The organism is Oceanobacillus caeni (assembly GCF_019037185.1).
GTDB lineage: Bacteria > Bacillota > Bacilli > Bacillales > Amphibacillaceae > Oceanobacillus > Oceanobacillus caeni.
The window spans coordinates 1-23,549 of the sequence record NZ_JAHHXM010000018.1 but is presented as its reverse complement, the minus strand read 5'-3'; the positions used below and the strand labels follow the sequence as shown (position 1 = coordinate 23,549).

General features: G+C 39.2%; 20 protein-coding genes. 4 read left to right on the top strand and 16 right to left on the bottom strand.

Annotated features, from left to right (window positions below):
- Positions 1 to 152: 152 nt before the first annotated feature.
- The 15 genes from KM885_RS10920 to cysK all read right to left on the bottom strand — a co-directional run bounded on the left by KM885_RS10920 (position 153) and on the right by cysK (position 19,620).
- Positions 153 to 1,340, bottom strand: coding sequence for a thiolase family protein (locus KM885_RS10920; protein ID WP_204797792.1), 1,188 nt, complete (start codon positions 1,338 to 1,340; stop codon positions 153 to 155).
- Positions 1,340 to 2,506 carry an acyl-CoA dehydrogenase family protein gene (locus tag KM885_RS10915; RefSeq protein WP_145542928.1) on the bottom strand — a complete coding sequence of 389 codons (1,167 nt, stop codon included), beginning with the start codon at positions 2,504 to 2,506 and terminating at the stop codon, positions 1,340 to 1,342. Before KM885_RS10915 ends, KM885_RS10920 begins: the two co-directional genes overlap by 1 nt.
- Before the next feature lie 15 nt (positions 2,507 to 2,521).
- Positions 2,522 to 3,301 (bottom strand): enoyl-CoA hydratase/isomerase family protein, encoded by a 780-nt coding sequence (locus tag KM885_RS10910; RefSeq protein ID WP_145542926.1) that lies wholly within the window; start codon positions 3,299 to 3,301, stop codon positions 2,522 to 2,524.
- 11 nt (positions 3,302 to 3,312) lie between these two features.
- Positions 3,313 to 4,158 (bottom strand): 3-hydroxyacyl-CoA dehydrogenase, encoded by an 846-nt coding sequence (locus KM885_RS10905; protein ID WP_216883954.1) that lies wholly within the window; start codon positions 4,156 to 4,158, stop codon positions 3,313 to 3,315.
- Positions 4,158 to 6,140 carry a TRAP transporter permease gene (locus tag KM885_RS10900; protein WP_047185945.1) on the bottom strand — a complete coding sequence of 661 codons (1,983 nt, stop codon included), beginning with the start codon at positions 6,138 to 6,140 and terminating at the stop codon, positions 4,158 to 4,160. The genes KM885_RS10905 and KM885_RS10900 overlap by 1 nt, the downstream gene beginning before the upstream one ends.
- A gap of 31 nt (positions 6,141 to 6,171) precedes the next feature.
- Entirely contained in the window at positions 6,172 to 7,164 is a 993-nt protein-coding gene (locus tag KM885_RS10895) for a TAXI family TRAP transporter solute-binding subunit (protein WP_216883953.1), read from the bottom strand.
- A 54-nt stretch (positions 7,165 to 7,218) separates the two neighbouring features.
- Positions 7,219 to 7,887, bottom strand: coding sequence for a 3-oxoacid CoA-transferase subunit B (locus KM885_RS10890; RefSeq protein ID WP_047185943.1), 669 nt, complete (start codon positions 7,885 to 7,887; stop codon positions 7,219 to 7,221).
- Complete coding sequence (locus tag KM885_RS10885; RefSeq protein ID WP_060667711.1) at positions 7,871 to 8,557, bottom strand: CoA transferase subunit A; 687 nt, start codon at positions 8,555 to 8,557, stop codon at positions 7,871 to 7,873. Before KM885_RS10885 ends, KM885_RS10890 begins: the two co-directional genes overlap by 17 nt.
- A gap of 884 nt (positions 8,558 to 9,441) precedes the next feature.
- Positions 9,442 to 12,645 (bottom strand): AAA family ATPase, encoded by a 3,204-nt coding sequence (locus KM885_RS10880; protein ID WP_216883952.1) that lies wholly within the window; start codon positions 12,643 to 12,645, stop codon positions 9,442 to 9,444.
- On the bottom strand, positions 12,626 to 13,336 hold the full coding sequence (locus KM885_RS10875; RefSeq protein WP_047185940.1) for a hypothetical protein: 711 nt from the start codon (positions 13,334 to 13,336) through the stop codon (positions 12,626 to 12,628). The genes KM885_RS10880 and KM885_RS10875 overlap by 20 nt, the downstream gene beginning before the upstream one ends.
- Positions 13,281 to 14,705 carry a hypothetical protein gene (locus KM885_RS10870; protein ID WP_047185939.1) on the bottom strand — a complete coding sequence of 475 codons (1,425 nt, stop codon included), beginning with the start codon at positions 14,703 to 14,705 and terminating at the stop codon, positions 13,281 to 13,283. Before KM885_RS10870 ends, KM885_RS10875 begins: the two co-directional genes overlap by 56 nt.
- On the bottom strand, positions 14,681 to 15,991 hold the full coding sequence (locus KM885_RS10865) for a toprim domain-containing protein (RefSeq protein ID WP_047185938.1): 1,311 nt from the start codon (positions 15,989 to 15,991) through the stop codon (positions 14,681 to 14,683). Before KM885_RS10865 ends, KM885_RS10870 begins: the two co-directional genes overlap by 25 nt.
- Before the next feature lie 326 nt (positions 15,992 to 16,317).
- Positions 16,318 to 16,677 (bottom strand): DUF779 domain-containing protein, encoded by a 360-nt coding sequence (locus KM885_RS10860; RefSeq protein ID WP_060667714.1) that lies wholly within the window; start codon positions 16,675 to 16,677, stop codon positions 16,318 to 16,320.
- A 237-nt stretch (positions 16,678 to 16,914) separates the two neighbouring features.
- On the bottom strand, positions 16,915 to 18,435 hold the full coding sequence (gene exaC / locus KM885_RS10855; RefSeq protein ID WP_047186619.1) for an acetaldehyde dehydrogenase ExaC: 1,521 nt from the start codon (positions 18,433 to 18,435) through the stop codon (positions 16,915 to 16,917).
- Between the two features lie 261 nt (positions 18,436 to 18,696).
- Positions 18,697 to 19,620, bottom strand: a complete 924-nt coding sequence (gene cysK, locus KM885_RS10850) for a cysteine synthase A (protein ID WP_060667715.1) — start codon at positions 19,618 to 19,620, stop codon at positions 18,697 to 18,699.
- 232 nt (positions 19,621 to 19,852) lie between these two features.
- Between cysK and KM885_RS10845 the strand changes: the two genes are divergently transcribed.
- The 4 genes from KM885_RS10845 to KM885_RS10830 all read left to right on the top strand — a co-directional run bounded on the left by KM885_RS10845 (position 19,853) and on the right by KM885_RS10830 (position 22,964).
- Positions 19,853 to 20,638, top strand: a complete 786-nt coding sequence (locus KM885_RS10845) for an ABC transporter ATP-binding protein (RefSeq protein WP_060667716.1) — start codon at positions 19,853 to 19,855, stop codon at positions 20,636 to 20,638.
- Positions 20,622 to 21,389 (top strand): ABC transporter permease, encoded by a 768-nt coding sequence (locus KM885_RS10840; protein ID WP_047186616.1) that lies wholly within the window; start codon positions 20,622 to 20,624, stop codon positions 21,387 to 21,389. The genes KM885_RS10845 and KM885_RS10840 overlap by 17 nt, the downstream gene beginning before the upstream one ends.
- A gap of 19 nt (positions 21,390 to 21,408) precedes the next feature.
- Positions 21,409 to 22,407: an ABC transporter substrate-binding protein gene (locus tag KM885_RS10835; RefSeq protein WP_047186615.1), complete on the top strand. Its 999-nt coding sequence runs from the start codon at positions 21,409 to 21,411 to the stop codon at positions 22,405 to 22,407.
- A gap of 233 nt (positions 22,408 to 22,640) precedes the next feature.
- The gene (locus KM885_RS10830) at positions 22,641 to 22,964 is read left to right on the top strand and encodes a YolD-like family protein (protein ID WP_047186614.1); all 324 of its coding nucleotides are present in this window, start codon (positions 22,641 to 22,643) and stop codon (positions 22,962 to 22,964) included.
- Between the two features lie 351 nt (positions 22,965 to 23,315).
- Here the strand turns inward: KM885_RS10830 and KM885_RS10825 are convergent.
- On the bottom strand, positions 23,316 to 23,549 hold a 234-nt coding region (locus tag KM885_RS10825; RefSeq protein WP_216883951.1), incomplete at its 5' end, for a zinc ribbon domain-containing protein.

Genomic DNA, 23,549 nt, shown 5'->3' with positions numbered 1-23,549 from the left:
GTCTTTTCAGTTCGTTTTCCTCCTTTGATTTACGTATTCTTATTCATGAAAATTCTTCCCCTTCTCATTAGAAATCCGTAAAGGTTGTAAATTCCTCTATTTACTACCTAATTCATAGGAAGCTGGCAAAAAAATGCCAGCTTCCTCCCTTTTTATGGAAGATACTCAACTATAGTAGATATTCCTTGCCCCCCACCAATACATAGGGTAACAAGACCGTATTTCTCACCTCTACGTTCCATTTCATGAAGTAATTTTGTCATTAAGATGGCTCCTGTTGCGCCAATTGGATGCCCGAGGGCGATTGCTCCACCATTGACATTCACACGATTTATATCCATTTCCGCTTCTTTAATAACGGATAATGCTTGCGCTGCAAATGCTTCATTTAACTCGATTAAACCAATATCATTTATGGATAAACCACATTGCTTTAAAGCCTTTTGAGTGGATTCTACAGGGCCAATCCCCATAATTTCAGGAGAAACACCGCTAACTGCTTGAGCGATAATTTTCGCTTTTGGTTTCAAACCATACGCCTTCATTTTCTCTTCGTTCATCATTAATACTGCTGCTGCACCATCATTTCTGCCACTGGAGTTCGCTGCGGTAACGGAACCATTTTCTTTAAAGACAGGTTTAAGTGTGCTTATCTTTTCAACCGAAGAAAGTCGTGGATGTTCATCTTTTTCAAAAGAAATCGTCTTTTTACGTTCTTTTACCTCAAACGGAACGATTTCTTCCTTAAATTTACCTCCATTAATCGCTTGATCCGCTAATTCCTGACTACGATGGGCAAATTCATCTTGCTCTATCCGGGAAATATTATATTTTTCCGCTAAATTCTCTGCCGTTAGTCCCATTGTCAAATTCCCATATTTCTCCACTGGCTGTGAACACGGTTGACTTTCCGTATTTGGATCGAGCAGTAGCCCATTTCCTGCCCCGTAACCATAGCGTGCATTGCGAATATAGTACGGTGCAGTACTCATACTTTCTGCTCCACCTGCAACAACTACATCGGATAACCCCATCCTTAGTTGCATTTCCGCATTATTAATTGCTTGCAACCCTGACCCACATTGACGATGAACAGTGTAACCTGTAACAGATACAGGTAAATCAGCACGTAAAGCAGCTAACCTTGCTAAGTTTGATGTATCCGCGCTTTGTTTTGCTTGTCCAAGAATGACCTCATCAACTGCAACCTCTGGACCATATCTTTGGAGCACTTCACGAATAACCTTTTCCGCCAAGTGATCGACGGGAACGTTTTTTAACGTCCCTCCCATTTTTCCAATTGCCGTTCGGACAGAGCCAATAATATAGGAATTCTTCATCATGATTTAACCTCTTTCTTCTTTAGACTTCGGATTAATTCACTTGCGATAATATTCCGTTGTATCTCAGAGGTACCTTCATAAATTTTCGTAATTCTTGCATCACGATAATATCTTTCAATCGGATAATCTTTCATATAGCCAATTCCCCCATGAATTTGTACCGCGAGATCTGCAACTTTATTGTAAACCTCTGAACCAAATAGTTTGGCAATTGCTGCCTCTTTCACGACACGTTGGTTCTGGTCTGTCATCCAAGCAACCCGGTAAGTCATGGAACGTAATACTTCAATTTGCATGCTAATTTCAGCTAACATATTTTGCACGCTTTGGATTTCTAGTATTGGTTTTCCAAACTGTTCTCGTTCGCTAGCATAGGACAAACAATGCTCTAGCAATCTTTCACATGAACCAAGGTTGCGTGCTGCTAAACCCGCACGACCATTTGCAAGAATCTTCAAGGCATTAATATATCCATTTCCTTCTTCCCCTAAGACATTCTCAGCTGGAACTTCCATATCTTCAAAAAATAGCTCTGCAGAATGGGAACCCCTTAGGCCCATTTTTTGTTCCACACTACCGAGTTTAAATCCTGGAAAGTCCTTTTCAACAATAAAAGATGTAATTCCTTTTGCTCCTTTTGAAGGATCTGTTACGGCCATCACGGTGAAAACATGACCATCTACGGCGTTCGTGATATAGTGTTTCGAGCCATTTAGAATGTATTTATCCCCTTTTCGAACTGCAGTAGTTTTCAGATTAGCAGCATTAGAGCCCGCACTTGGTTCGGTTAGGGCAAATGCTCCAATCCATTCTCCTGATGCCATTTTAGGCAAATATTTTTGTTTTTGCTCTTCTGTACCAAGTTCCACAATTCCGACAGAACCTATCCCAGTATGTGCTCCGATTAGTGTTGTATACCCGTTATGTGTCTTACCAAGTTCTTCATAGATAGCACATTTTCCGACCATATCAAGGCCAAGTCCACCATACTCTTCTGGTATACTTAAGCTGAATAGCCCCATTTCTTTCGATTGTTCAACGATATGTTCCGGAATATGATCTTTTTCCTCGATTTCCATTGCTACTGGTTCCACAACTTCTCGCACAAATTTCCTTACATTCTCCTTTAAAAATTTAATATCCTCAGCAAATTCAAAATTCATATCCTGCATCTCCCCTTATTTATTTTGAAATTCAGCTTGCCTTTTTTCGATAAAAGCTGTTGTCCCTTCTTGCTTATCCTCTGTTCCAAAAGCTATCGACTGGGATAGTTTCTCTATCCATAATGCCGTTTCCATATCGAGGTCATAGCCTTTATGGACTGCATGCTTCGCTAATTGGATGGCGACCGGACCCTTCCTCATAATCTGACTAGCAACTTCTTCTATTTTTTCTTTCAATTCCTCACGCTCGACATAATAGGTAACTAGACCAATTCTTTCTGCTTCTTCACCATCAATCATTTTCCCTGTTAATATCATGTCCAGCGCCCGGCCTTTTCCAATGACTCTGGCAAGCCGTTGTGTCCCACCAGCTCCAGGAATAATTCCCAGATTCAATTCCGGTAAGCCAAACTTGGCATTTTTCGTTGCGATTCGTATGTCACAAGCTAATGCAAGCTCACATCCCCCGCCTAATGTATATCCATCAACGGCGGCAATCGTTACCTTGCTACAGTTCTCGATTTTCTGGTAAAGTCCTTGCATCCCCGGAACAAGTGCCTCTAGCGGTTTTCTGGCTTGCAACTGTTTAATATCCGCACCTGCAGCAAATGACTTCCCACCTGCACCTTGAACAACTATTACCTTCACATCTTGGCTTTTCTCCGCCTCATCTAATGCGCCTTCAATTTCGGCTAACATCTTAGCATCAAGCGCATTTCGTGCTTCAATTCGATTTAAAGTAAGAAAATAAATACCTTGTTGAATTTCCACGTCGACATAACTGACAGGTTCCATCCGTTTCCCTCCTAGCTATATTCATAGAATCCTTTTCCACTTTTCTTACCTAATCTACCTGCTTTGACATACTTCACTAAAAGTGGGCAAGGTCGATATTTCTCACCTAATGTTTCATATAAATACTCCATATTCCGTAATCGCGTATCAAGGCCTACTAGATCAGCTAGTTCCAGCGGTCCCATTGGATGGTTCAACCCTAGTTTCAGTGCTTTATCAATATCCCCTGCACTAGCCACGCCTTCCATCAACATGTTCATCGCTTCATTCCCAATTAAACAATTCATTCTTGATGTTACAAAGCCCGGAAATTCATTTACTTCCACCGATTCTTTATTTAATTTGGAAGCAACTTCTTTTACATAGGCGACCGTTTCATCCGATGTCTCCAAACCACGAATGATTTCCACTAATTTCATTTTGTGTACCGGGTTAAAAAAATGCATCGCGACAACTTTATCTGGTCGTGACGTTTGCGCACCAATTTCCGTTGGACTCATCGTGGAAGTATTAGTTGCCAAAATCGTATCTGGCTTACAAATTTGATCCAATTTCTTAAAGACATCAATCTTTAATTCTATTTTTTCTAATACAGCCTCAATGACTAGGCTAGAATCTTTCGCTACTGTTTCAAGATCCGCTTCATAATGAATATTGCCTAAAGCATGTTGATAGACTTCCTCACGTACATATCCTTTTTCAAAACTAGTTTCTAACAAATGCGTAATATCCTTCTTAGCCCTTTGAAGGATCTCTTCACTAATATCATTTAGGAAAACGGTATACCCGGCAATTGCACAACTATATGCAATTCCTTTTCCCATTACGCCTGATCCGACTACGGTTACTTGGTTCATTAATACATCTCCTTTGCATCTTCATATGTTTCTGTAATTAGTAGATCTTTTCGGAAGTTACGTTGGAATAGATATATAGCGACCATAATAATCACCCCAGCGACATCTGTATAAATTCCAGGAATGACCATTAGTAGTGAACCGATAAATAAGATGACTCTCTCATACCAAAACGAATGACGTAACAACCACCCTTCTATTGCGCATGCAATTCCAATAATCCCTATCGTTGCAGTGATGACCGATAGCAAAATTGCTGGTGCCGAACCAACTAATAAGAGTTCTTCCCCATACACGAATAGAAAAGGGACAATAAACGCTGCAAGCCCTAATCTTACTGCTGTTAACCCCGTCTTCATCGGATCAGAACCTGCAATCCCTGCTGCTGCGAAGGCCGCCAATGCCACCGGTGGAGTAATAGCTGATAATGCAGAAAAATAGAATACAAACATATGGGCAGCTAATGGGGATACTCCTAGTTCAATCAATGCCGGAATCGTCAATGGTACTTGAACTAGATATGCGGCAACCGTCGGAAGACCCATTCCTAAGATAATACTAGTAACCATCGTGAAAATAAGAGTTAAAATTAAAATCCCGCCCGATAGATCAATGATAATACTACTAAATTTCAAACCGATACCAGTTAAACTAATCATTCCAATAATTAGCCCTGCCGCTGCACAGGCTACTGCTGTTTCAAGGGATGCCTTAGCACCTAAATCTAACGCTTTAATAATCGTCTTAAATGAAAGTCTGCTAGCCTTACTAATCGCAGCAATTAAAACTGTTGCAATAATGGCATACAATCCTGCTTTCATCGGAGAACTACCAGCAACTAGCAAAACAACAATCAGTACAAGAGGAACAAAAAACATAAACCCCTTTTTGAATACTCCCCAAGTACTTGGTAACTTCTCTTTGTCCAAACCTACTAGACCATTCCGTTTCGCCCGTAAATCAACTTGAACATATAAGCATAAATAATAAAGTAGTGCTGGAATAATGGCCGCAATCGCAATATCCATATAAGGGACACCTAAATAGGCAGCGATAATAAAGGCGGATGCTCCCATGATTGGTGGCATAATTTGCCCACCAGTGGATGCCACCGATTCAACGGCCCCGGCAAAATCCTTCTTATATCCCGTTTTCTTCATTAGAGGAATCGTAAAAGCCCCAGTTGTTACCGTATTCGCCACGGCACTTCCAGAAATGGTTCCTAGAATAGAACTAGCAATAATTGCAGTCTTTGCAGGACCACCACGATATTTCCCCATTCCAGCAACAGACAGATCAATAAAGAACTGCCCTGCACCAGATACTTCTAGGAACTTCCCAAATAGTATAAATAAGAAGATAAACGTTGCGGATACGCCAAGTGGGGTACTAAAAACCCCTGTCACTGTATAGTACAAGTGATCAATGATCCACATCGTTGTAAATTCACGATGGGATAACGCACCAGGTAATAGATGCCCCCAGAAGCCATAAGCCAAGAAGAGTAATGCAAGAATGACTAGTGTATTTCCTATCACGCGCCTTGTTGCCTCAATCAGGACTAGACCGGCTATAATACCAAGTGCAATCTCGAATGGTGTCAGTGCTTCAATATAACTCATACGAGATTGAATCTCTTGGGCATTAAAGATAAAGTAGGAGTAAGATACGATGGTCAATAAAATTAAAATCCAATCATACCAAGGAACTCTTTCCCCTGATGAAGCTTTTTTACTAGGTTTATAGATAGCAAATACTAGAATCAAAGCAAATCCAATATGTGCGGATCGTTGCAAAATCGATTCGAATACACCAAATAATGCCGTGTAAAGATGAAAAATGGACATTCCAATGGCAACAATCGAAATAGCGGTACTAAAGGAGCCTTTTAAGTTTCTTACCTTTGCGTTGGGGATACCATCATCATCAAATTCTGAAGATGCTTGAGTCTCCGTGTTTTCAATTAAATCCTTTTCACTCATTTTTTCACTCTCCTTTCTTCGTTATATTTGTTTACTTCATGGCTCCAACTTCCTTGTAATATCTCTCCGCACCTGGGTGTAACTTACCAACATTATTTTCAACCGAATATTCTGGTGTAAAATCACTCATAATGGAAGAAATCGTTTCCCATGTATCACGATTCTCGAACATCATTTTTGTTAAATCATAAACTGCTTCTTCGCTCATTAAATCATCATTAACAAGTAATACCGTATAACCAGCAACGGTTCTCACATCTTCTTTTTGCTTCGGATAGGTTCCAGCTTCAACTGTATAATCTAGATATCCTTCATTTTTTTCATGTAAACCCGCAACAACTTCCTCATCAAGTGGGATTAAGCGAAGACCAAGTGTTGTATCTAATTCTTGAAAAGTAGAAACTGGTGCTGAAATCATCCCTGTTATTGCATCAATATGACCATCTCGTAATAAATCCGCTGCTTCAGATGTTCCGACATATTCCACACCACCTAAATCATCGTAAGTCATATCGTGAAGCTCTAACACATCCAGAAAGGCAAGCTCCCCGCTATATCCTTTAATTCCCGGACTTACTATTTTCCCTTTTAAATCTTCAACCGTGTAAATATCCGAATCTGCACGGACAGCGATATGAAATACATTCGGATAGAGTGTTGCAACTGTACTGACATTATCAATTGGCTCTTCAAAAGCTGCAATACCATTTAATGCTTCTGGAACCGTTTGACCATTACTAAATCCTATATGGTAGACCCCTTGACCAAGCCCAAGTAAGTTAGAAACGGAGCCGCCTTCAACAATCGTAGTAGATGAATCCGGAAAAACTTCTGTCATGACATCCGCCATTGCGCCAGATAATGTATACCAAAATCCACCAACCGTCGCTGAGCCAAACGTTATTTCGTTCGGCACTCCACTTTCTGTAGCTGCGGCATCCTTTCCAGTTCCATCAGACGAACAACCGATTAACATGAGCGACATAGCAGCCATACCTATAAACAAACCAAGTAACTTTTTCATCCTTTTCCTCCTTGTAATCTTATTTTTTAAGGGCTTTTAAAACTTTAAATTAACTTATTTGGTTATTTTGGAGGATGATATTTTCACATTGTCATATCCAAATTCAACTCCGGTTATTTCCTTTAGTTTCTCCATGCTAATATCCGATAAAATTTCAATTAATTCTGTTCCGGTATTGGTAAATTTAAATACCGCATGTTCTGTAACGAGTATATTCGCCCTTCTTGTTCCACTACTAGGAAAGGTTAATTTTTTAACAAGTTTTGATTTCCCATCCTTTGCTTGTAACGTGCATGCAATAATAATTCTTTTTGCGCCAGCTACAAGATCAATTGCCCCACCTACACCTAAAATGCTTTTTCCTGGTACTGCCCAATTTGCTATTTCACCATATTGGTCTACTTGTAAAGCTCCTAATACAGCTACATCAATATGACCGCCACGTATCATTACAAACGAATCTGAACTGTCAAATAAAGAAGCCCCCTTCTCCATCGTAATTGGCTTCTTACTTGCACTAATTAAATCCATGTTTACATTTTCATCATCCGGAGTAGGTCCCATCCCTAATAATCCATTTTCGGATTGAAGGAATACCTTCTTATCCCCAAGAAAATCCGGTATTAACGTTGGTATTCCTACACCAAGGTTTACAATTTGCCCCTCCGATAACTCCTCTGCTACACGCTTTGCAATTTTAATTCGTTCAGATTGACTCAACATATACACCGCCCTTCTTCACATATTTATTTAATACAACATGATCGACATAAACATGTGGTGTAACAATTTCTAATGGATGCAAATCCCCTACTTCTACGATTTCATCTACCTCCGCAATTACTATTTCCCCTGCCGTTGCCATCACCGCGTTAAAGTTACGCGCTGTGTGATCATATATAAGATTGCCTAGTGTATCCGCTTTCAAAGCTTTGATAATAGATACATCCCCCTTGATAGCTTGCTCAAGAATATACGTTTCTCCATCAAACACTTTTTGCTCTTTCCCGTCAGCAAGCGTAGTACCGATACCCGTCTTTGTATAAAAACCACCAATTCCTGCTCCTCCACAGCGAATAGCTTCAGCTAGTGTACCTTGTGGAACAAGTTCGATTTCAAGTTTCCCCTCTTTCCATGCCTCAACCGCATCTCTGTTCGTCGTAAAATAAGATCCTACCGCTTTCTTTAAATTACCAGATACTAACAACTTTCCTAGTCCTTTACCAACTTCCCCCAAATTATTGCTAACTACAGTTAGATCACGTATATTCGAATTTGCTAATTCATCTAGCAATGTAAGTGGTGTGCCAGATAAGCCAAATCCACCGACTAAAAGCGTGTCGCCATCCTTTATGTAGTTTAACGCATCCGAGCGATCAATTAATTTGTTCATAAGCCTTCTCCTCCCTGGAATGGTATACATTTAGCTTTTATCATCTTTCTACAACCAGAACTTTAATTAATGAGTTGGATTGTAGATATTCAATCCCCCTTCCACCTACTTTTTGGTCATTCCGTATTTCGGAATGAATATTCTGATTTATTATATTTAACATTCTAATTCAAATTTTCATAAAAATCAATAAAAATTTTTGGCGGATTTTGTAGGATTGATTTATTAAAGGAGGAATATGTGACCGCTAAAGCATTGCACACTGACAAAATGTTTGTATTAAAAAGTAAAAGCAGCCCCACTGTTACTAATAGTGAGAGCTGCCTTTTAAAACTTAAGGATCTTGAAGTTTTATTCTAGATTTATTGCAAAAGTAAACAAAATACATGTATAATATAAATACAATTATAATAAGCTAAAAATAGTCAGAGCGCTGCTAACACTCTGACTAGGCAACATACATGCCGCATGAAGAGCGGCTGACCTAAAGTATTGAAGTTTTATTTAAAAGTAGCCAATCTAACCTTTGGACTAGGGAGGACGGTTACTTTTTTCTTTGTAAGACTATCATCACAATAATTGTTACGGCTCCTATCAAAACAATGTTTGAAGTAAGTGCTATCATTATTGTGCTATGAACACCCTCTTTAGCAACATACATGCCGCAAAGAAGAGCGGCTGACCTTAGATATAAGTTTCAAAAAAGTAACTACCCATTTACCTTTGGTCGGGGCTGGGCAGTTACTTTTTTCTTTCTATGGTGATCACAAAGGATACTTTCTTTTCCAAATAAAACATACTCCATTTCCTTGTGAAAAGAAGGACTCCACTTTACGAACACCACCATGTATCTATTTGACATGAGTGGGACCTGTCCCTGCATCTCATTCATTAACTCGCATAACCTTAAATACTGTACTTTTTGGTATATTCGGGTTATGGTGCACCACATATGCTTTAGAAAAGCGATAAAGGTACTCCTCTTCATGTGACTTCGGTGTAAGAATAATCATTTTCCGCTTCAATTCCTGCTCATATAATTCAAACACTTTATCCTTTCTTCCCTCATCAAGTGCACTATCAAACTCGTCTAGAACAATATAGCCCGGAGATGCTTCGATTGTTTGTAGCAAGGCTAGAGCAAACAATAAGGAACTAAGAGATTCCTCTCCACCAGATACACCTTTTCCAACTTTTCCTCCTCGTGCTTTCACACTCACATCTTCTAATTTTCCACGGTGGCCTTCTTTCCGCGCTTTAATGAATAGGGTGTACCGAATTCGGCCACGTCGATCGGTGTTCATGTCCCACTCAATTTTCCCTTCAAATCCGAACATGGACATATAATGAACAAACTTTTGATTCACACCAATTATTTTCATGTTAATGGTATCTTCTAAATCTTCTTTAAGCCGTTCCATTCTATCCGTATATTCTTCCAATAAAAGTTTTGATTTTTTCACTTCATTTTCGGACCGATCGTATTCCTCTTTCATCTTCTTGTAATTCTCCGGTGCAGCTTCATCAATACCTGTTTCATTCACCGCGTTGTCATATTTCGTCTTTCCAAGGTCTCGCATTTCCTCTGCTTGTGGCTTTGTTGTTTCAGGTAACTGTTCCGCCTCTTCCTCAAACTTCTCGATTAGCCGTTGTGCAGTTTCCTGTAGCCTTATTACTTCTTTCCTTGTTCTAGAATAGGCCTCTTCACTCGTTACCCGCTCATCAGACTTATTCCTTATTTGTCTCTCTATTTGTTCAATCTCACGGTCTTGATAGATAACTTTATCTTCCAAATCCTCCAAATCTCTTGCTAACCGTCTCTCTTCACGTCTCTTCTCATCTAGTAAATCTTCCAGTTCATTTAACTGATTGTTTTTCTCTTTTTTATCTTGTTTTAGCTCAGCTACCAAACCTTTTAATTTTTGCACTTTAGCAACTTTTGCTTGTTCTTTTTGAAACTGAACATACGTTGCCTGAAATTCCTTATAGGTTGAAACCTTCTGCTTCCATTCAGCAAGCGACGTATTAAGCCTATTTATTTTAGACTGAATCGTATATTGCTCCTCTAGAATGGTACTCTTTTCACTATTTAACTTGTCAAATTGGTTTCTCCGCCATTCTCTTTCATTTTCTTTCGTTAAAAATGCTTCAGCATCCTTCAGTGACTCGCGCCGACTAAACAATATCGAATTTCTATTATTTAACTCATCAATTTCTTTCGTAAGTTGATCCATCTTATCCCCGATTGTGCCAAGCTCTTGTTCTAGCTTAACCTGATGGCTTTGCAACACTTTTTCACTTAAAATAATTTTATTTTCTTCTTGGGATCCTCTTATCCCCTGTTGATCCATTAACATCCCTTTTTCAATCACAGGCATTTCTTTGGTAAAAAAGGTTTGCGTCCACCATAGTGCTTTTACGGCAAATACATAAAGGTTATCACTTAAATTATCCTTAATCTTGATATGTTTGTCCGGAAGATGGGTAATTGTCTTTTTGGGAATTACGTTTGGCAATGGGACATGATACAAGTCATTTGGCGCTTGAAATACTTTTTTGTTAACAAATAATGTATATTTAATCGTATCAAATAACTGCTCATCACTTTGTTTTGCCGTCTCATCTAACTCCAGAAGCTCACGCAACGGATAGACTTTAATATTGTTTTCTTCAAAGTAATGAATCGACTCCTCCTGGCGAGGGCTGTATACCTGATTTTTTCGGAGGTACTCTAGTTCCTTAAATAACGCTTTTTCTTTCCCTACCAGTTCACGTAGCTCATCTTTATTAGAATCAAGCTTCCGTTCGTTCCTGTCCATTTCCGCTTGAACAGCACCGCTACTATGATACGTCTCAATTAGATCTCTCACTTGTTTTTGCTTCTCATTGTCTTGCTCGATTTCCACTTCCAATTTTGCCAATTGTGGTGTTAACTTGTCTAAAGTTTCCGCAAGGCTTTTACTCATTTCTTCCTTTTCACGAACAGAGACATCCAACTTAGCGTAGGTTTGTTCCGCTTCACTCAACGCCTCAGTAACTTCCTCTTCTGTCATGCCAATACGGTCTACTTTTTTAGTAATTTCTTCAATTTGATCAGAGATGGCATCTAGTTCTTCTTGCGTTGCTTTTAACTTTTGATTGGACTCCTCTAACTCATCCACCAATTCCTGTTTACGCACGTCAAGCAAGCCAAGCATTTCCGTAAACTCTGCATGCTGCTCTTTTTGCTCAACGTGATGGATGACTAGTGTTTTTTTCTCATCCATCTTTTCTTCCTTTGTATCAATCAATTCCTCAATCTGGCCTTTTAAGGAATCAATTTGCTTCAGATGATAATTTTCCAACCATTTCAAACCAAGATAATATTGCTTAAACCCTTCCTCAAGCCGACGGTTCCGATCGTGGTACCTATCGAGCTCCATCTTTTTTTGCTTCAGATGCATTTTGTTAAGCCCTTGTTTACTCTCTGCATCTTGCAGGCTTTGTTCCGTTTCCTTCACAAGCTCCTTACTTTGCTCCCAATTTTTCTGGATCTTATCAATTCCATTCATTTCACTAAAAATCCGGAACCGCTCTTCGGGATGCATAACCGCAAATTGATTCACTTCTTTTTGATACCAAATCAAATAAAACTCATCAGGATCAACCGCATACTTATATAGCACTTGGTTTTTATATTCGGAAAAATTAAGATTTCCACCAGAAGAAAATTTCGTTGACCGCTCCCATTCGTCCATCACATCTCCCTCTTCAATGTAAAACTCCTTCTTAATTGGATCCCCTGGCTTTTGCTCAATATCTAACCGAAATTGAACGAACTGTGGGGCATCGACCTTAACCTTTCCTTCATTTTTGAAAAGCAGTTCAATTTTTGCCCGCCATGTTTGATCTGATGGAAGATTATTAGACTTTAATCCTTCTAAATCAACCTTACTAGAATAAAGTACCCCACCCATACAAAAAGTAATGGTTGACTTACCAGCACCATTTGGTCCAGAAATGAGAATGTGATCATCTTTATCTGAAAAATCCATAACCGTCGGGGTATAATCACGAATACCAGAAAATCTAAGTCTCCATGGAATCATCACCCACACCTCCGTTCATGTTGTATCGTTTAAAGAACCGTAACACGTCTTCCATATGAAGCTGATTCGACTGACTAAATTCCGCATACCGCCGCAAATACGAATCGGAGAACATATGTACACCAATAGCCGTAAGTTGATACGCCTCTTCATCAGAATTCGTATCATAAACTTCAATTGCACCAATTTTTTTCAAAGGATCTAAGTTTGCTTGAATTTTCCTTGTCACCTGCAGAGATTCATGACCAAAACTATGAATCAATTGTGAGAAAAGCGTGTATTCATTTTGCAACACCTCTTGGTGATAAAAAATAAACATGAGAATCGCAAGGCTCTCCTTGTTCAAGACATTTCTCGCTTGTTTTGCGGGTACTCGCATTAGCGCTACAACTTGGTTTCTACGCTCATCATAAATCACCTTAAAATAACGGCTAAGCCCTTGATTCACCCGTTTAATAAATGAAGCAAAAGCTTCCTCATCATTCGTAATACCAAGTAATTTCTCCACTTCCTTACGTGATAGACCAAAGTTCCCCGTTCGGATGGTAGCAGAAGAAGAAAACAAGATTTGCATAAAGACAAGCTCTTCTTCCTTTGTCAAAAACCCCTGTATCGACTGCAAGGCTGACAAGGGATTAATATTTTGAATCTCTTCTTCCTCGTTTTCTAATTCCATAGGTTCCTTGTTCATCCTCTATCCACCTCCAATCTCTCTCCGTCTTATTGTCATCTAATTTTCGATTTGCTTTCTCATCGATATCTGCCTTTTTATTAGCAATGAGTGCAGACACACCAATTAGACCATTTAAGACGTCACTCCATTTATCAGATCCAGCCTGAACTACTAATTCATCTAGTCCTGCTTCGTCTACGTTATCGAGGTATTTTTCAATCTGCTCGGTATGAATCATTTGTTTCGTCATTTGCCATCTTGAGTCTCCCATAAGCTCTTCTAGTTGATCCTCCATCACTTCTTCTAATTCTGGAAAATCCTCTTCCACCGTTTCTTCGATTTCCTCCGTGATTGGTTCATAGTTCTCCACATACTCGATCCCCTCATCAATTGCCACCGGCGGCAAGGGACTAGCAAATTTGACCGGTACCCACATACCATCCAATTCCTCATCCTCATATTGTCCCTGTTCCATAAAACTAAGGATTTGATGAGCATTAGGTATATCCGAACCTATTGGTGGATCAAATGACTTCACAATAAAATTCCGGAAGAGTTCAGGATGGATTGTCTTGATAAAATCTGTCTCTTGCAGATGGGCAAACTTAAGAATCTTGTTTATCGTCCCAAGACTTATCTTTGTTCCTTCACTTATCGCTGTTGTTCCCCTTTGCTTCACAGTAGCAAAAACAAGTTCCTGGTCTAGCGTTTCAAATTTAGCAAGCCTTTCAACCATTTTTACTTCCAATTCTTTCATCAATTGATGGATAACCTCTACCTGGTTCAATGCGTTGCGATCGGACAAATACTCTAACTCTCTTTCGGTTAATAGCGAGACCGCTTCCTCCACATTTTTAATCATACTCATTAGTTTGTTCCCACCAGAAATGCCCTTATCATCATAAGCCTCACTTAGCTCCGCATCTCTTTTTGCTTGGAAAAGCGATCGTTGAACATCATCATTCAAATAATACGCAAGGGAATCATTAGCAAGCCGAATCAAGACATCCATCATTCGCTTACCAACATCACGCATCTTGATTCGCTTCCCCGTTTTTGCAATCCAGTTGTATTTTCCCAACACAAACGTCAAGTGTTTTATGAAGCCGATTGTCATCTCTTCGTCATAACCGAACGTATGACGGTAACGATAAAAAAGTGTTTCCTCATTCTCGATTGGATCCGTAATCCCAAGCGCCTCTTGATTAATAATATTTAACACTCGCAAAAAACGTAGGACGTGAATCGGCGATTGAAAATATTCCTTATCACTTAGTTCACTCAACACGCCAGATAATGCCGCAATATCACGCATGGACTGAAGAAGCTCTGGCTTATCTCCATCTGTATCAAAAATGGAAATTAAGGCTTTATCCAATTCTTCCAATACCTCACTCCTCCAATCTCTTGTTCCTGTTCTTCCTTCCCAGCTTGAATCGACTGTTTATACCGTATTTCAAACTCCTCTATATCAGTTACGATCTCTAACGGTGGAACCACCCACTTTGTAAGGACTTGCTCATTTTCAGTCAGCTGGAAAATTTCCTTAGCAATCGTTAAACCCGCTTCATCGACATCCGTCCAGATAATTACTTGTTTCACAAAGGGAACGAGATTTCCAATCAATTGTCGGTGTGCTGATCGCAACTGCCCATCAATTCCTAACACAAAGCTCTTGGAATCTAGTAAAAATTCTTCTTCATAGGCCATCCGCGTTAACACGCCTCTATTCTCCACCAACCACAACACTTCCGCACTCGTTTGAAAGTTGTCGGTAAAAACCGCTAAATCGGTTGTAGCGTGAACACTCCCATAGCTGTACGTTACTTTTTTCCCACTCATTGGTCCGGAAAAAAATATCGGCGTAATCGTACCCAAACTAGCAAGACCTAACAAATGTAACGGACGTTCGAGAAATCGTTCTGCCTCTTCAATGAAATCTTTTTTATAGGAGTCAAATTCCTTTGACCCTCCTATTTTCCGATAATAACGAGCGCCAATTTGCTTCCAGTCATAATGATATTCAATAGCAGCAATCTGGTACAAAGCTACTAAGAAATGTAAGAATAGGACTTGCTTTCTAAACCTCCAAGAAGGATTTACTGTTTCCATTTTATCAACTTGGCCTTCTAAAAACCGTTGTCCCTCATTGGCAATCAGTTGTAATCTATTTTCTAATAAGTCTAGTAATTCTAAGCGGAGCCCATCCTCCACTTTACCAGTGCCCCTCGTTTCTTCCCAGCGTGTTTTCCATTCATGGATAAGCTGCTTTTTTTCTTCTTCCTTTTGTTTTTGAATGAACTGTTGATATTGAAAAAGACCATAACCCATTCGATATTGCTCACTCTTCAAGGTCCGCTCATCTTTTTCAAAGCGATATTCCCTGATCAACCAACCATTACGAATCCAATCATACGTTTCATCTGATAGAGTCAAATGCTTCTTGACCTTTGAACTACTAAAAGCTTTTACTAGTTTTTCAGGTGGTGAGACCGTATGATCAGTAACGATTCCGATGGTTAACCTAGCAACTGTTCTTCTTGTTCTAGCAGTTCTCCTGATAACAGGGATATCCACGTTTCCGTTGTTTTCATTTATATCTATTAAATGAAGTTCTTCATTTTTTAATAAAATGTGCTCTTCTAAATACTCTTTCCATTCACTTGGAATCAAGCATTCTCCCCCCTCTACTTCCTAGTATATTTTATCACAGAGACGGGGGCTATCCTCCATCGTGTGAACTGACAAATTTATGTAATTGAGTTTTTACAACTACGACTTTCGAAATGGATTATCTCTTGTTAAATAAAATAAGACGGGTGCTATGAACACCCGCCTAAGTTAACATACATGCCGCAAGAAGAGCGGCTGACGTAAGAGATATAAGTTTCGTTTTAAAGAAGTAATTACCCTACACTTTGACCTAGCGGGGGCGATTACTTCTTTTTTCTATTGGTGACTTGTGCGATAATCGCAACAATTGCTGTCAGTCCTGTTCTTCATTGATTAAACAGTACTTTCCTCTCCTCCCCCGTAAACACCCGCGACCTCGTTAAAAATCGTTTGCCTTCAGGACCCTCCAGAGAAAACATTCCCCCGCGTCCATCGACAACATCAATAATAAGCTGCGTATGCTTCCAATACTCATATTGATCTTTAGCTATGAAAAATGGTGTGCCGCTAATTTCCCCTAAAAGGATGTCTGAATCTCCTGTACGAAACTCATCCCTTGGATAACACATCGGGGAACTCCCATCACAACATCCTCCTGATTGATGAAACATTAATGGCCCATGAAGATCTTTTAATTTGTCAATCAATTTCAAAGCCTCTTCCGTCGCAATGACACGTTTAACCATATGATGCCTCCTTTTTAATGAAAAAAGGAGCAACCCTTCACGATGGAATGAATGCTCCTTTGACAAAATCCGTTACTTACTACTGCTTAATACTGATATTTCTTTATTCATTACTGATATTCCGTTAATCTTTACTGATATCCGCTATTCTTTACTGATATTCCGGTACTGATTGCTGATATCCGTTACTCTCACTACCACCCAAGCTACAAATCTAATAAAATTTCCCGCAACCCATTAAAATAAACCAGTTGCCGTCTCACTATAATTTATCAATAAATTCTTCGTTTGTTGATAATGGCTTAGCATCATTAAATGATTTTCTCTTCCAATACCAGATTTCTTATATCCGCCAAATGCAGCATGTGCTGGGTATTGGTGATAGCAATTTGTCCAGACACGACCGGCTTCAATCTCCCTACCGAAACGATATGCCGTGTTAATATCTCGCGTCCAAACCCCCGCTCCTAATCCATATAACGTATCATTGGCGATTTCTAGTGCTTCCTCTTTATCCTTGAAGGTCGTTACAGAAAGAACCGGTCCAAAAATTTCTTCTTGGAAAATTCTCATTTTGTTATCGCCCTTAAAAATAGTTGGTTCTACATAATATCCGCCTGCCAGTTCTCCTTCTAATTTATTAACATTTCCGCCAACTAAGACTTCCGCACCTTCTTGTTTTCCAATACTTAAGTAGGAGCTTATTTTTTCCAATTGTTCATTTGATGCTTGTGCTCCCATCATCGTTTCTGTATCAAGTGGGTGACCAATTTTAATTTGGTTTACCCGTTCGATTGCTCTTTCGATAAATGCGTCATAAATAGATTCATGAACAAGCGCACGGGATGGACAAGTACAAACTTCCCCTTGGTTCAAGGCAAACATGACCATTCCTTCAATAGCTTTATCTAAGAAACCATCATCCTTATCCATCACATCTTCAAAGAAAATATTCGGCGATTTCCCACCTAATTCTAGAGTTACTGGAATAATATTTTCCGAAGCATATTGCATGATTAATCTTCCAGTAGTTGTCTCCCCTGTGAAGGCAACTTTGGAAATACCAGGATTCGTTGCAAGTGGTTTTCCGGCCTCTACCCCAAAGCCATTCACCACATTAACCACTCCCGCCGGCAATAAATCTTTCACAATGTCTAGAAGAACGTGAATCGATGCCGGAGTTTGTTCAGCTGGTTTTAAAACAACACAATTCCCAGCTGCTAATGCAGGTGCTAGTTTCCAAGTTGCCATTAGCAATGGAAAATTCCACGGAATAATCTGCCCAACTACTCCTAATGGTTCATGGAAATGATAGGCAACCGTATCATTATCCACTTGACTGATGCCACCTTCTTGCGCGCGGATAGCACCAGCAAAATAGCGGAAATGATCAACTGCAAGCGGGATATCTGCGGCAAGTGTTTCCCGAACGGCTTTTCCATTATCCCAAGTTTCAGCCACTGCTAAAACTTCCCTATTTTCTTCTATTCGATCAGCAATTTTATTTAGTATATTTGCTCTTTCTGCAACTGACGTCTTTGCCCATGCATCCTTCGCCGCGTGTGCCGCATCAACTGCTAATTGAACATCTTCTTTCGTGGAACGAGCAATTTCACAAAACACTTCACCAGTTACTGGAGTGACATTGTCAAAGTATTGCCCCTTCACGGGTGCACGGTATTCACCACCAATAAAATTATCATAACGTTTTTTAAATGAAAGGATAGAACCTTCTGTGTTTGGATTGTTGTACCTCAAGAATATTTCCCCCTTAATAATAGTAGAAATTGAGATGTTATGTATGATCCTGAAGAACCTCTCTAATAAACTTATTCTTGTTTTTCGGAAATATTCCAATGAATGATTGTTATTTCATTTAAAACGTATAGGTTAATTTCCCTTTGATTAACCAAAATGAATGTTGGATGAAAAAAAGAAATAATTACCCTACACTTTGGTCGCGGGAGGGCAATTACTTCTTTTTTCTAAAAACCAGAGGGATAGACCTGTCCTCCTGGCTCATTCTGGAAATAAATCTGATGATAAGTAACGTTCACCAGTATCTGGAGCAATGCATAAAACATTTGCAGAAGATGGGAGTGTTTTCGCTACTTGAATCGCAGAAAAGGCCGATGCTGCACTAGAAGCTCCCACAAAAATTCCTTCTTTTGCAGCAAGACTTCTAGCCATATTTTGTGCATCGTCATCATCGACATGAAGAATTTCATCATAAATTTCTTGATTTAAAATACTTGGAATAAATCCTGGCCCTGTTCCTGGAATCTTATGCGGACCCGGTTTACCGCCTGAGAGAACAGGTGATCCTTTTGGTTCCACAACGTAAATTTTCAAATGAGAAATTTGCTTTTTTAATTCTTCTCCAGTCCCTGTAACAGTTCCACCTGTACCTGCTGTTAACACGAATGCATCCAATTTCCCATCAAAGGCTTCCATAATTTCTACAGCAGTTGTTTCTCGATGTGCATCTGCATTTGCTTTGTTTTCAAACTGCATTGGAATGAAACTATTTGGTGTCTTTTTGGCTATTCTATCCGCTTCGTCAATAGCGCCTTGCATTCGCTGGCTTGATGGAGTTAAAACAACTTCCGCTCCATAAGCTTTCATAATTTTGATCCGCTCTTTCGTCGCATTGTCAGGCATCGTAACAATACAACGATAACCTTTTACGGCACTAACCATGCAAAGTCCGATTCCGGTATTACCGGATGTTGGTTCAATGATTGTGCTTTTTCCTGGAATCAACTTTCCTTCCTTTTCCGCTTCTTCAATCATATTAAATGCCGCTCGATCTTTGACACTTCCGCCGGGATTAAAAGATTCCAATTTCATAAAAACATTAGCACCGTTTGGATCAGGCAGTCTGTTTAATTGTACGATTGGTGTCTTACCGATAAGGTCGAGAATAGTTGAATATAATTTCATCCTGAGTACCACCTTTTGATTTTATTCTATCTGAAAGTACCAATTCCAACTAAAGTAGTATGTATACTAAATTTTAACGCATTTAGAGGTTATTAACAATGGAAAACCGAGATTTTTTGCCTAATTTTCTAAAAACTAATTGACTTTCCCTATTATCGTCATATAATCTAATTATAAATATTCCTATTATTATGATGTGAATTATAAGGTTATTAAAAGGTGGGAAAAACGCATGTTCCTAACGATAAAAAATGTACAGAAGCGTTTTACGAACTACGGGAAAACGGAACTAGTTTTAAAAGACATTAATTTAAACATAAAAGAAGGAGAATTCGTTTCTCTTCTAGGGCCTTCTGGATGTGGTAAATCAACACTCCTTAATATTGTTGCAGGTCTTCTGACGCCAAGCGAAGGAGAGTTACACTTGGACGATTGCTTAATTACAAAACCAGGAAAAGACAGGGGAATGGTGTTTCAGCAAGCAGCCCTTTTTCCATGGCTGTCTGTTGAAGAAAATATCATGTTCGCTTTAAAGAAAGAAATGAAAAAGAAAGAAGCAAGAGTCATTGTACAGAAATATTTACAGTTGGTGCAGTTAAGTTCCTATGCCAAACATTCCCCACATGAACTTTCAGGCGGGATGCAGCAAAGAGTTTCCATTGCTAGAGCCCTAGCCATGAATCCACGCGTTCTTCTAATGGATGAACCGTTCGGTGCATTAGATGAGCAAACGAGAAGAAGGCTTCAAGATGAACTAGAAAGAATTTGGTCCGAAACGAAAAAGACCATTCTTTTTGTTACACATAGTATCCAAGAGGCTATTAAATTATCAGATCGAATTATTGTATTAGGCACACACCCCGGTAAAATATTAAAAGAGATTCCTATAGATATCGATCGGCCACGAGAACAGCACATACAAGAAATTGTCTACTATGAAGACATGATTACGAAATTATTAAAAAATGAGATAGATAATGTCGTAGAAGAGGAGTTATACGATGCAGTTAGCTATTAAACGAATCCTCTTTTTTGTGGCATTATTTGGACTCTGGGAGTTAGCAATTAGAATCTTTCATATTCCAGCTGTCATTTTGCCATCACCGGTAGATGTGCTGTTAAGCCTTCGGGAAAGTTTAGCTGATGGTTCCTTAATAGAGGACTTAGGGGCTAGTTTTACTCGATTAATCATTGGTTTATCCATTGCACTTATTATTGGTGTTTTATTAGGCGTATTCCTAGCCAATGTGAAAACCGCGGATGAAACGTTGGGATCACTGATACTGGCACTACAAAGTATTCCTAGTATTGTTTGGCTTCCACTAGCGATCATGTGGTTTGGACTCAATGAAAAATCAGTCATTTTCATTATCGTACTTGGTGCCGCTATTGTTATGACGATTAATATGCGGACAGGGATTAAAAATGTTCAACCACTTTATATTAAAGCAGCCCAAACCATGGGATCTACTGGAATTGATTTATTCATCCGCGTTATGTTACCAGCGGCGGTTCCATATGCTGTCACAGGAACCCGCTTAGCATGGGCTTTTGCATGGCGCGCCTTAATGGCAGGAGAGTTACTAAGTACAGGGCCAGGACTCGGTTATACCTTGAAATATGCATCTGACTTTGGACGGATGGATATGGTGATTGCAATCATGTTCGTTATTGGTGTTATTGGGGTAACCGTTGATATTCTTATTTTTCAACGGATAGAAAAAAGAGTCTTGGTGAAATGGGGACTTGAACAAAAAGAAGCAGCATAATACACGAGGAGGAAGAAGGATGAAAAAATGGTTATTAATGACTATATTCGTGCTCATCATAGGAGTATTAGCAGCATGTGGTGGGGGGAATGAAACTTCCGGCGGAAAAGAAGGAAAGGAAAAAGTTGTTATTGGCTATTTCCCCAATATTGATCACGCACCAGCAATGATTGCACGTGAAAAAGGATACTATGAAGAAGCGTTGGGAGAAAATGTTGAAATTGAATATCGTACATTTCCTGATGGTGGAACCTTTATGACTGCATTAAAATCTGGTGAAATTGACACTGGGTTAGTTGGACCAGGGCCGGTTTTAAACAACTATTCAAATGGAGCTAATGTCAAAATCATCGGTGGCGCGTCAACAGGTGGCACAGTGGTTGTTGCCAGTGAACAAAGTGGAATCGAAAGCTTGGAGGACATGAAAGGAAAAACATTCATCACACCAGGAATTGGCTGTACACATGATGTTCAATTTGAAACCTTTTTAATGGAAAAAGACCTAGATGATTTAGCATCTGCACGTATTGGGGGTTCTTTAAAACATGTTACTGGTAATCCAGCAACATATCAAGGAATGTTTGAAACAGGTCAAGTAGACTTAGCGGCGGTTCCAGAACCATGGGCAACTATTTTAATTGAAAACGGTGCGAATGTAGTTGTAAGCACAGAAGAAATTGCATATGGAGAAAACCTTCCGAACGTAGTTTTAGTGGCCTCGGGTAACCTAATAGAAGAAAATAAAGAAACGGTTCAAGGCCTAGTGAAAGCACAACAAAAAGCTATAGATTTTATTCATAACAACCAAGAGGAAACGCAAGATATAGTGATTAAGGCGATTAAAGATTTAACGAAACAGGAAATGGACAAAGAAATCGTAGCAAAAGCAATGGACCGCATGACGTATACAACTGAAATTGATGAGGAAGTGCTGAAAGAGTTTGGTCAATCCTCTTTTGATTTAGAATTCCTTAAAGAAACCCCTAATTTCGACGGCTTGGTATTAAAATCTAATTAATTCATAACATTAAACTCATCCTAAAGAGTAGGCTTTTTAAATGGCTACTCTTTGGGTATCAATTATCCAGATACCTTATTTGCAAGAGCCTATTTACATTTTTTCCACCATTCCATATGGCCCCATACACTTTTCTGTATCTTCCACCAAGTCCCTTCTAAAACATATGTTTCATATGATAATATTTTTGTGTTATAATAGGAACAAACGTTCTAAGGGTAGGTGGTTTTATTATGTCAGAAGTAAATGATCGTGGATCGATTAAATGGACAGCTATGATGCTACCAGAGCATATTCAGATGCTAAATAAGATGTGGAAAGACAAGGAAAGGAAAGCTAAGCCAATGTTAGACGAGCAAGAATTAGAAGAAATAAACATGAAACTGCAACTCGCTATTCATCATCATTTACCCGTTCAAATTAAATATTATTCCGATTATGATTACAAAGTGATTAAAGGCAAAATAAAAAAGATTGATCTCGCCGATAAATATATACAGTTAGATGATTATACGAAAATAGGATTAATGGATATTTTAGATGTTGTTACGGAATAGCCCTAGCCGATAAGGTTAGTGGCTTTTCGCCTTTCTCGGGTATTTCATAACATATCAAAAATTAGGCGAGTCTTTTCGTTGCTGTTCTTATTCTATGTATTCATCACAAATCAAACGTTTGTCTGAATATGGATTGGTTGTTACTCAGCAAGGTTTCTAGCCATATTAAAACCCCTAATTAAGGAAATTAGAGGCAGCAACAAAATATATATCAATGTAATGTAAGTGAACTACCCCCACTTACCACTCTTACGGGTTGCTTGAAGTGGGGGCTTCTTGGGTAATCGCCACTTTTGGTAGCTGACGAATTTGACCAAGCTAACCCTCTTGTTCCAAGAGTTTATTTTTTTATCAGGCACTTTCTAACAATCGAATGCCTTCTTTTTTGATATTGAGTGCTGAATTGTAATCCCTATCAAGGTTTAGTCCACATGCACATTGATAAGTACGTTCTGATAATTTGATTTCTTTTACTGCCCCACATTTCGAGCAGGTTTTTGTAGAGGGAAACCATTTATCTATTTTGACAAGTCGTTTCCCTTGTTCTTTTAATTTGTAGTGTAAGAAAGAAGTAAACATCCCCCA

Excerpts from the sequence above, each read along its gene's own strand:
- KM885_RS10885 (WP_060667711.1), bottom strand. The coding sequence starts at position 8,557 with ATGAACAAATTAATTGATCGCTCGGATGCGTTAAACTACATAAAGGAT.
- KM885_RS10845 (WP_060667716.1), top strand. The coding sequence starts at position 19,853 with ATGTTCCTAACGATAAAAAATGTACAGAAGCGTTTTACGAACTACGGG.
- KM885_RS10910 (WP_145542926.1), bottom strand. The coding sequence starts at position 3,301 with ATGGAACCTGTCAGTTATGTCGACGTGGAAATTCAACAAGGTATTTAT.
- KM885_RS10900 (WP_047185945.1), bottom strand. The coding sequence starts at position 6,140 with ATGAGTGAAAAGGATTTAATTGAAAACACGGAGACTCAAGCATCTTCA.
- KM885_RS10830 (WP_047186614.1), top strand. The coding sequence starts at position 22,641 with ATGTCAGAAGTAAATGATCGTGGATCGATTAAATGGACAGCTATGATG.
- KM885_RS10840 (WP_047186616.1), top strand. The coding sequence starts at position 20,622 with ATGCAGTTAGCTATTAAACGAATCCTCTTTTTTGTGGCATTATTTGGA.
- KM885_RS10915 (WP_145542928.1), bottom strand. The coding sequence starts at position 2,506 with ATGAATTTTGAATTTGCTGAGGATATTAAATTTTTAAAGGAGAATGTA.
- KM885_RS10875 (WP_047185940.1), bottom strand. The coding sequence starts at position 13,336 with ATGAACAAGGAACCTATGGAATTAGAAAACGAGGAAGAAGAGATTCAA.
- cysK (WP_060667715.1), bottom strand. The coding sequence starts at position 19,620 with ATGAAATTATATTCAACTATTCTCGACCTTATCGGTAAGACACCAATC.
- KM885_RS10920 (WP_204797792.1), bottom strand. The coding sequence starts at position 1,340 with ATGAAGAATTCCTATATTATTGGCTCTGTCCGAACGGCAATTGGAAAA.
- KM885_RS10835 (WP_047186615.1), top strand. The coding sequence starts at position 21,409 with ATGAAAAAATGGTTATTAATGACTATATTCGTGCTCATCATAGGAGTA.
- KM885_RS10880 (WP_216883952.1), bottom strand. The coding sequence starts at position 12,645 with ATGATTCCATGGAGACTTAGATTTTCTGGTATTCGTGATTATACCCCG.
- KM885_RS10895 (WP_216883953.1), bottom strand. The coding sequence starts at position 7,164 with ATGAAAAAGTTACTTGGTTTGTTTATAGGTATGGCTGCTATGTCGCTC.
- KM885_RS10890 (WP_047185943.1), bottom strand. The coding sequence starts at position 7,887 with ATGTTGAGTCAATCTGAACGAATTAAAATTGCAAAGCGTGTAGCAGAG.
- KM885_RS10860 (WP_060667714.1), bottom strand. The coding sequence starts at position 16,677 with ATGGTTAAACGTGTCATTGCGACGGAAGAGGCTTTGAAATTGATTGAC.
- KM885_RS10905 (WP_216883954.1), bottom strand. The coding sequence starts at position 4,158 with ATGAACCAAGTAACCGTAGTCGGATCAGGCGTAATGGGAAAAGGAATT.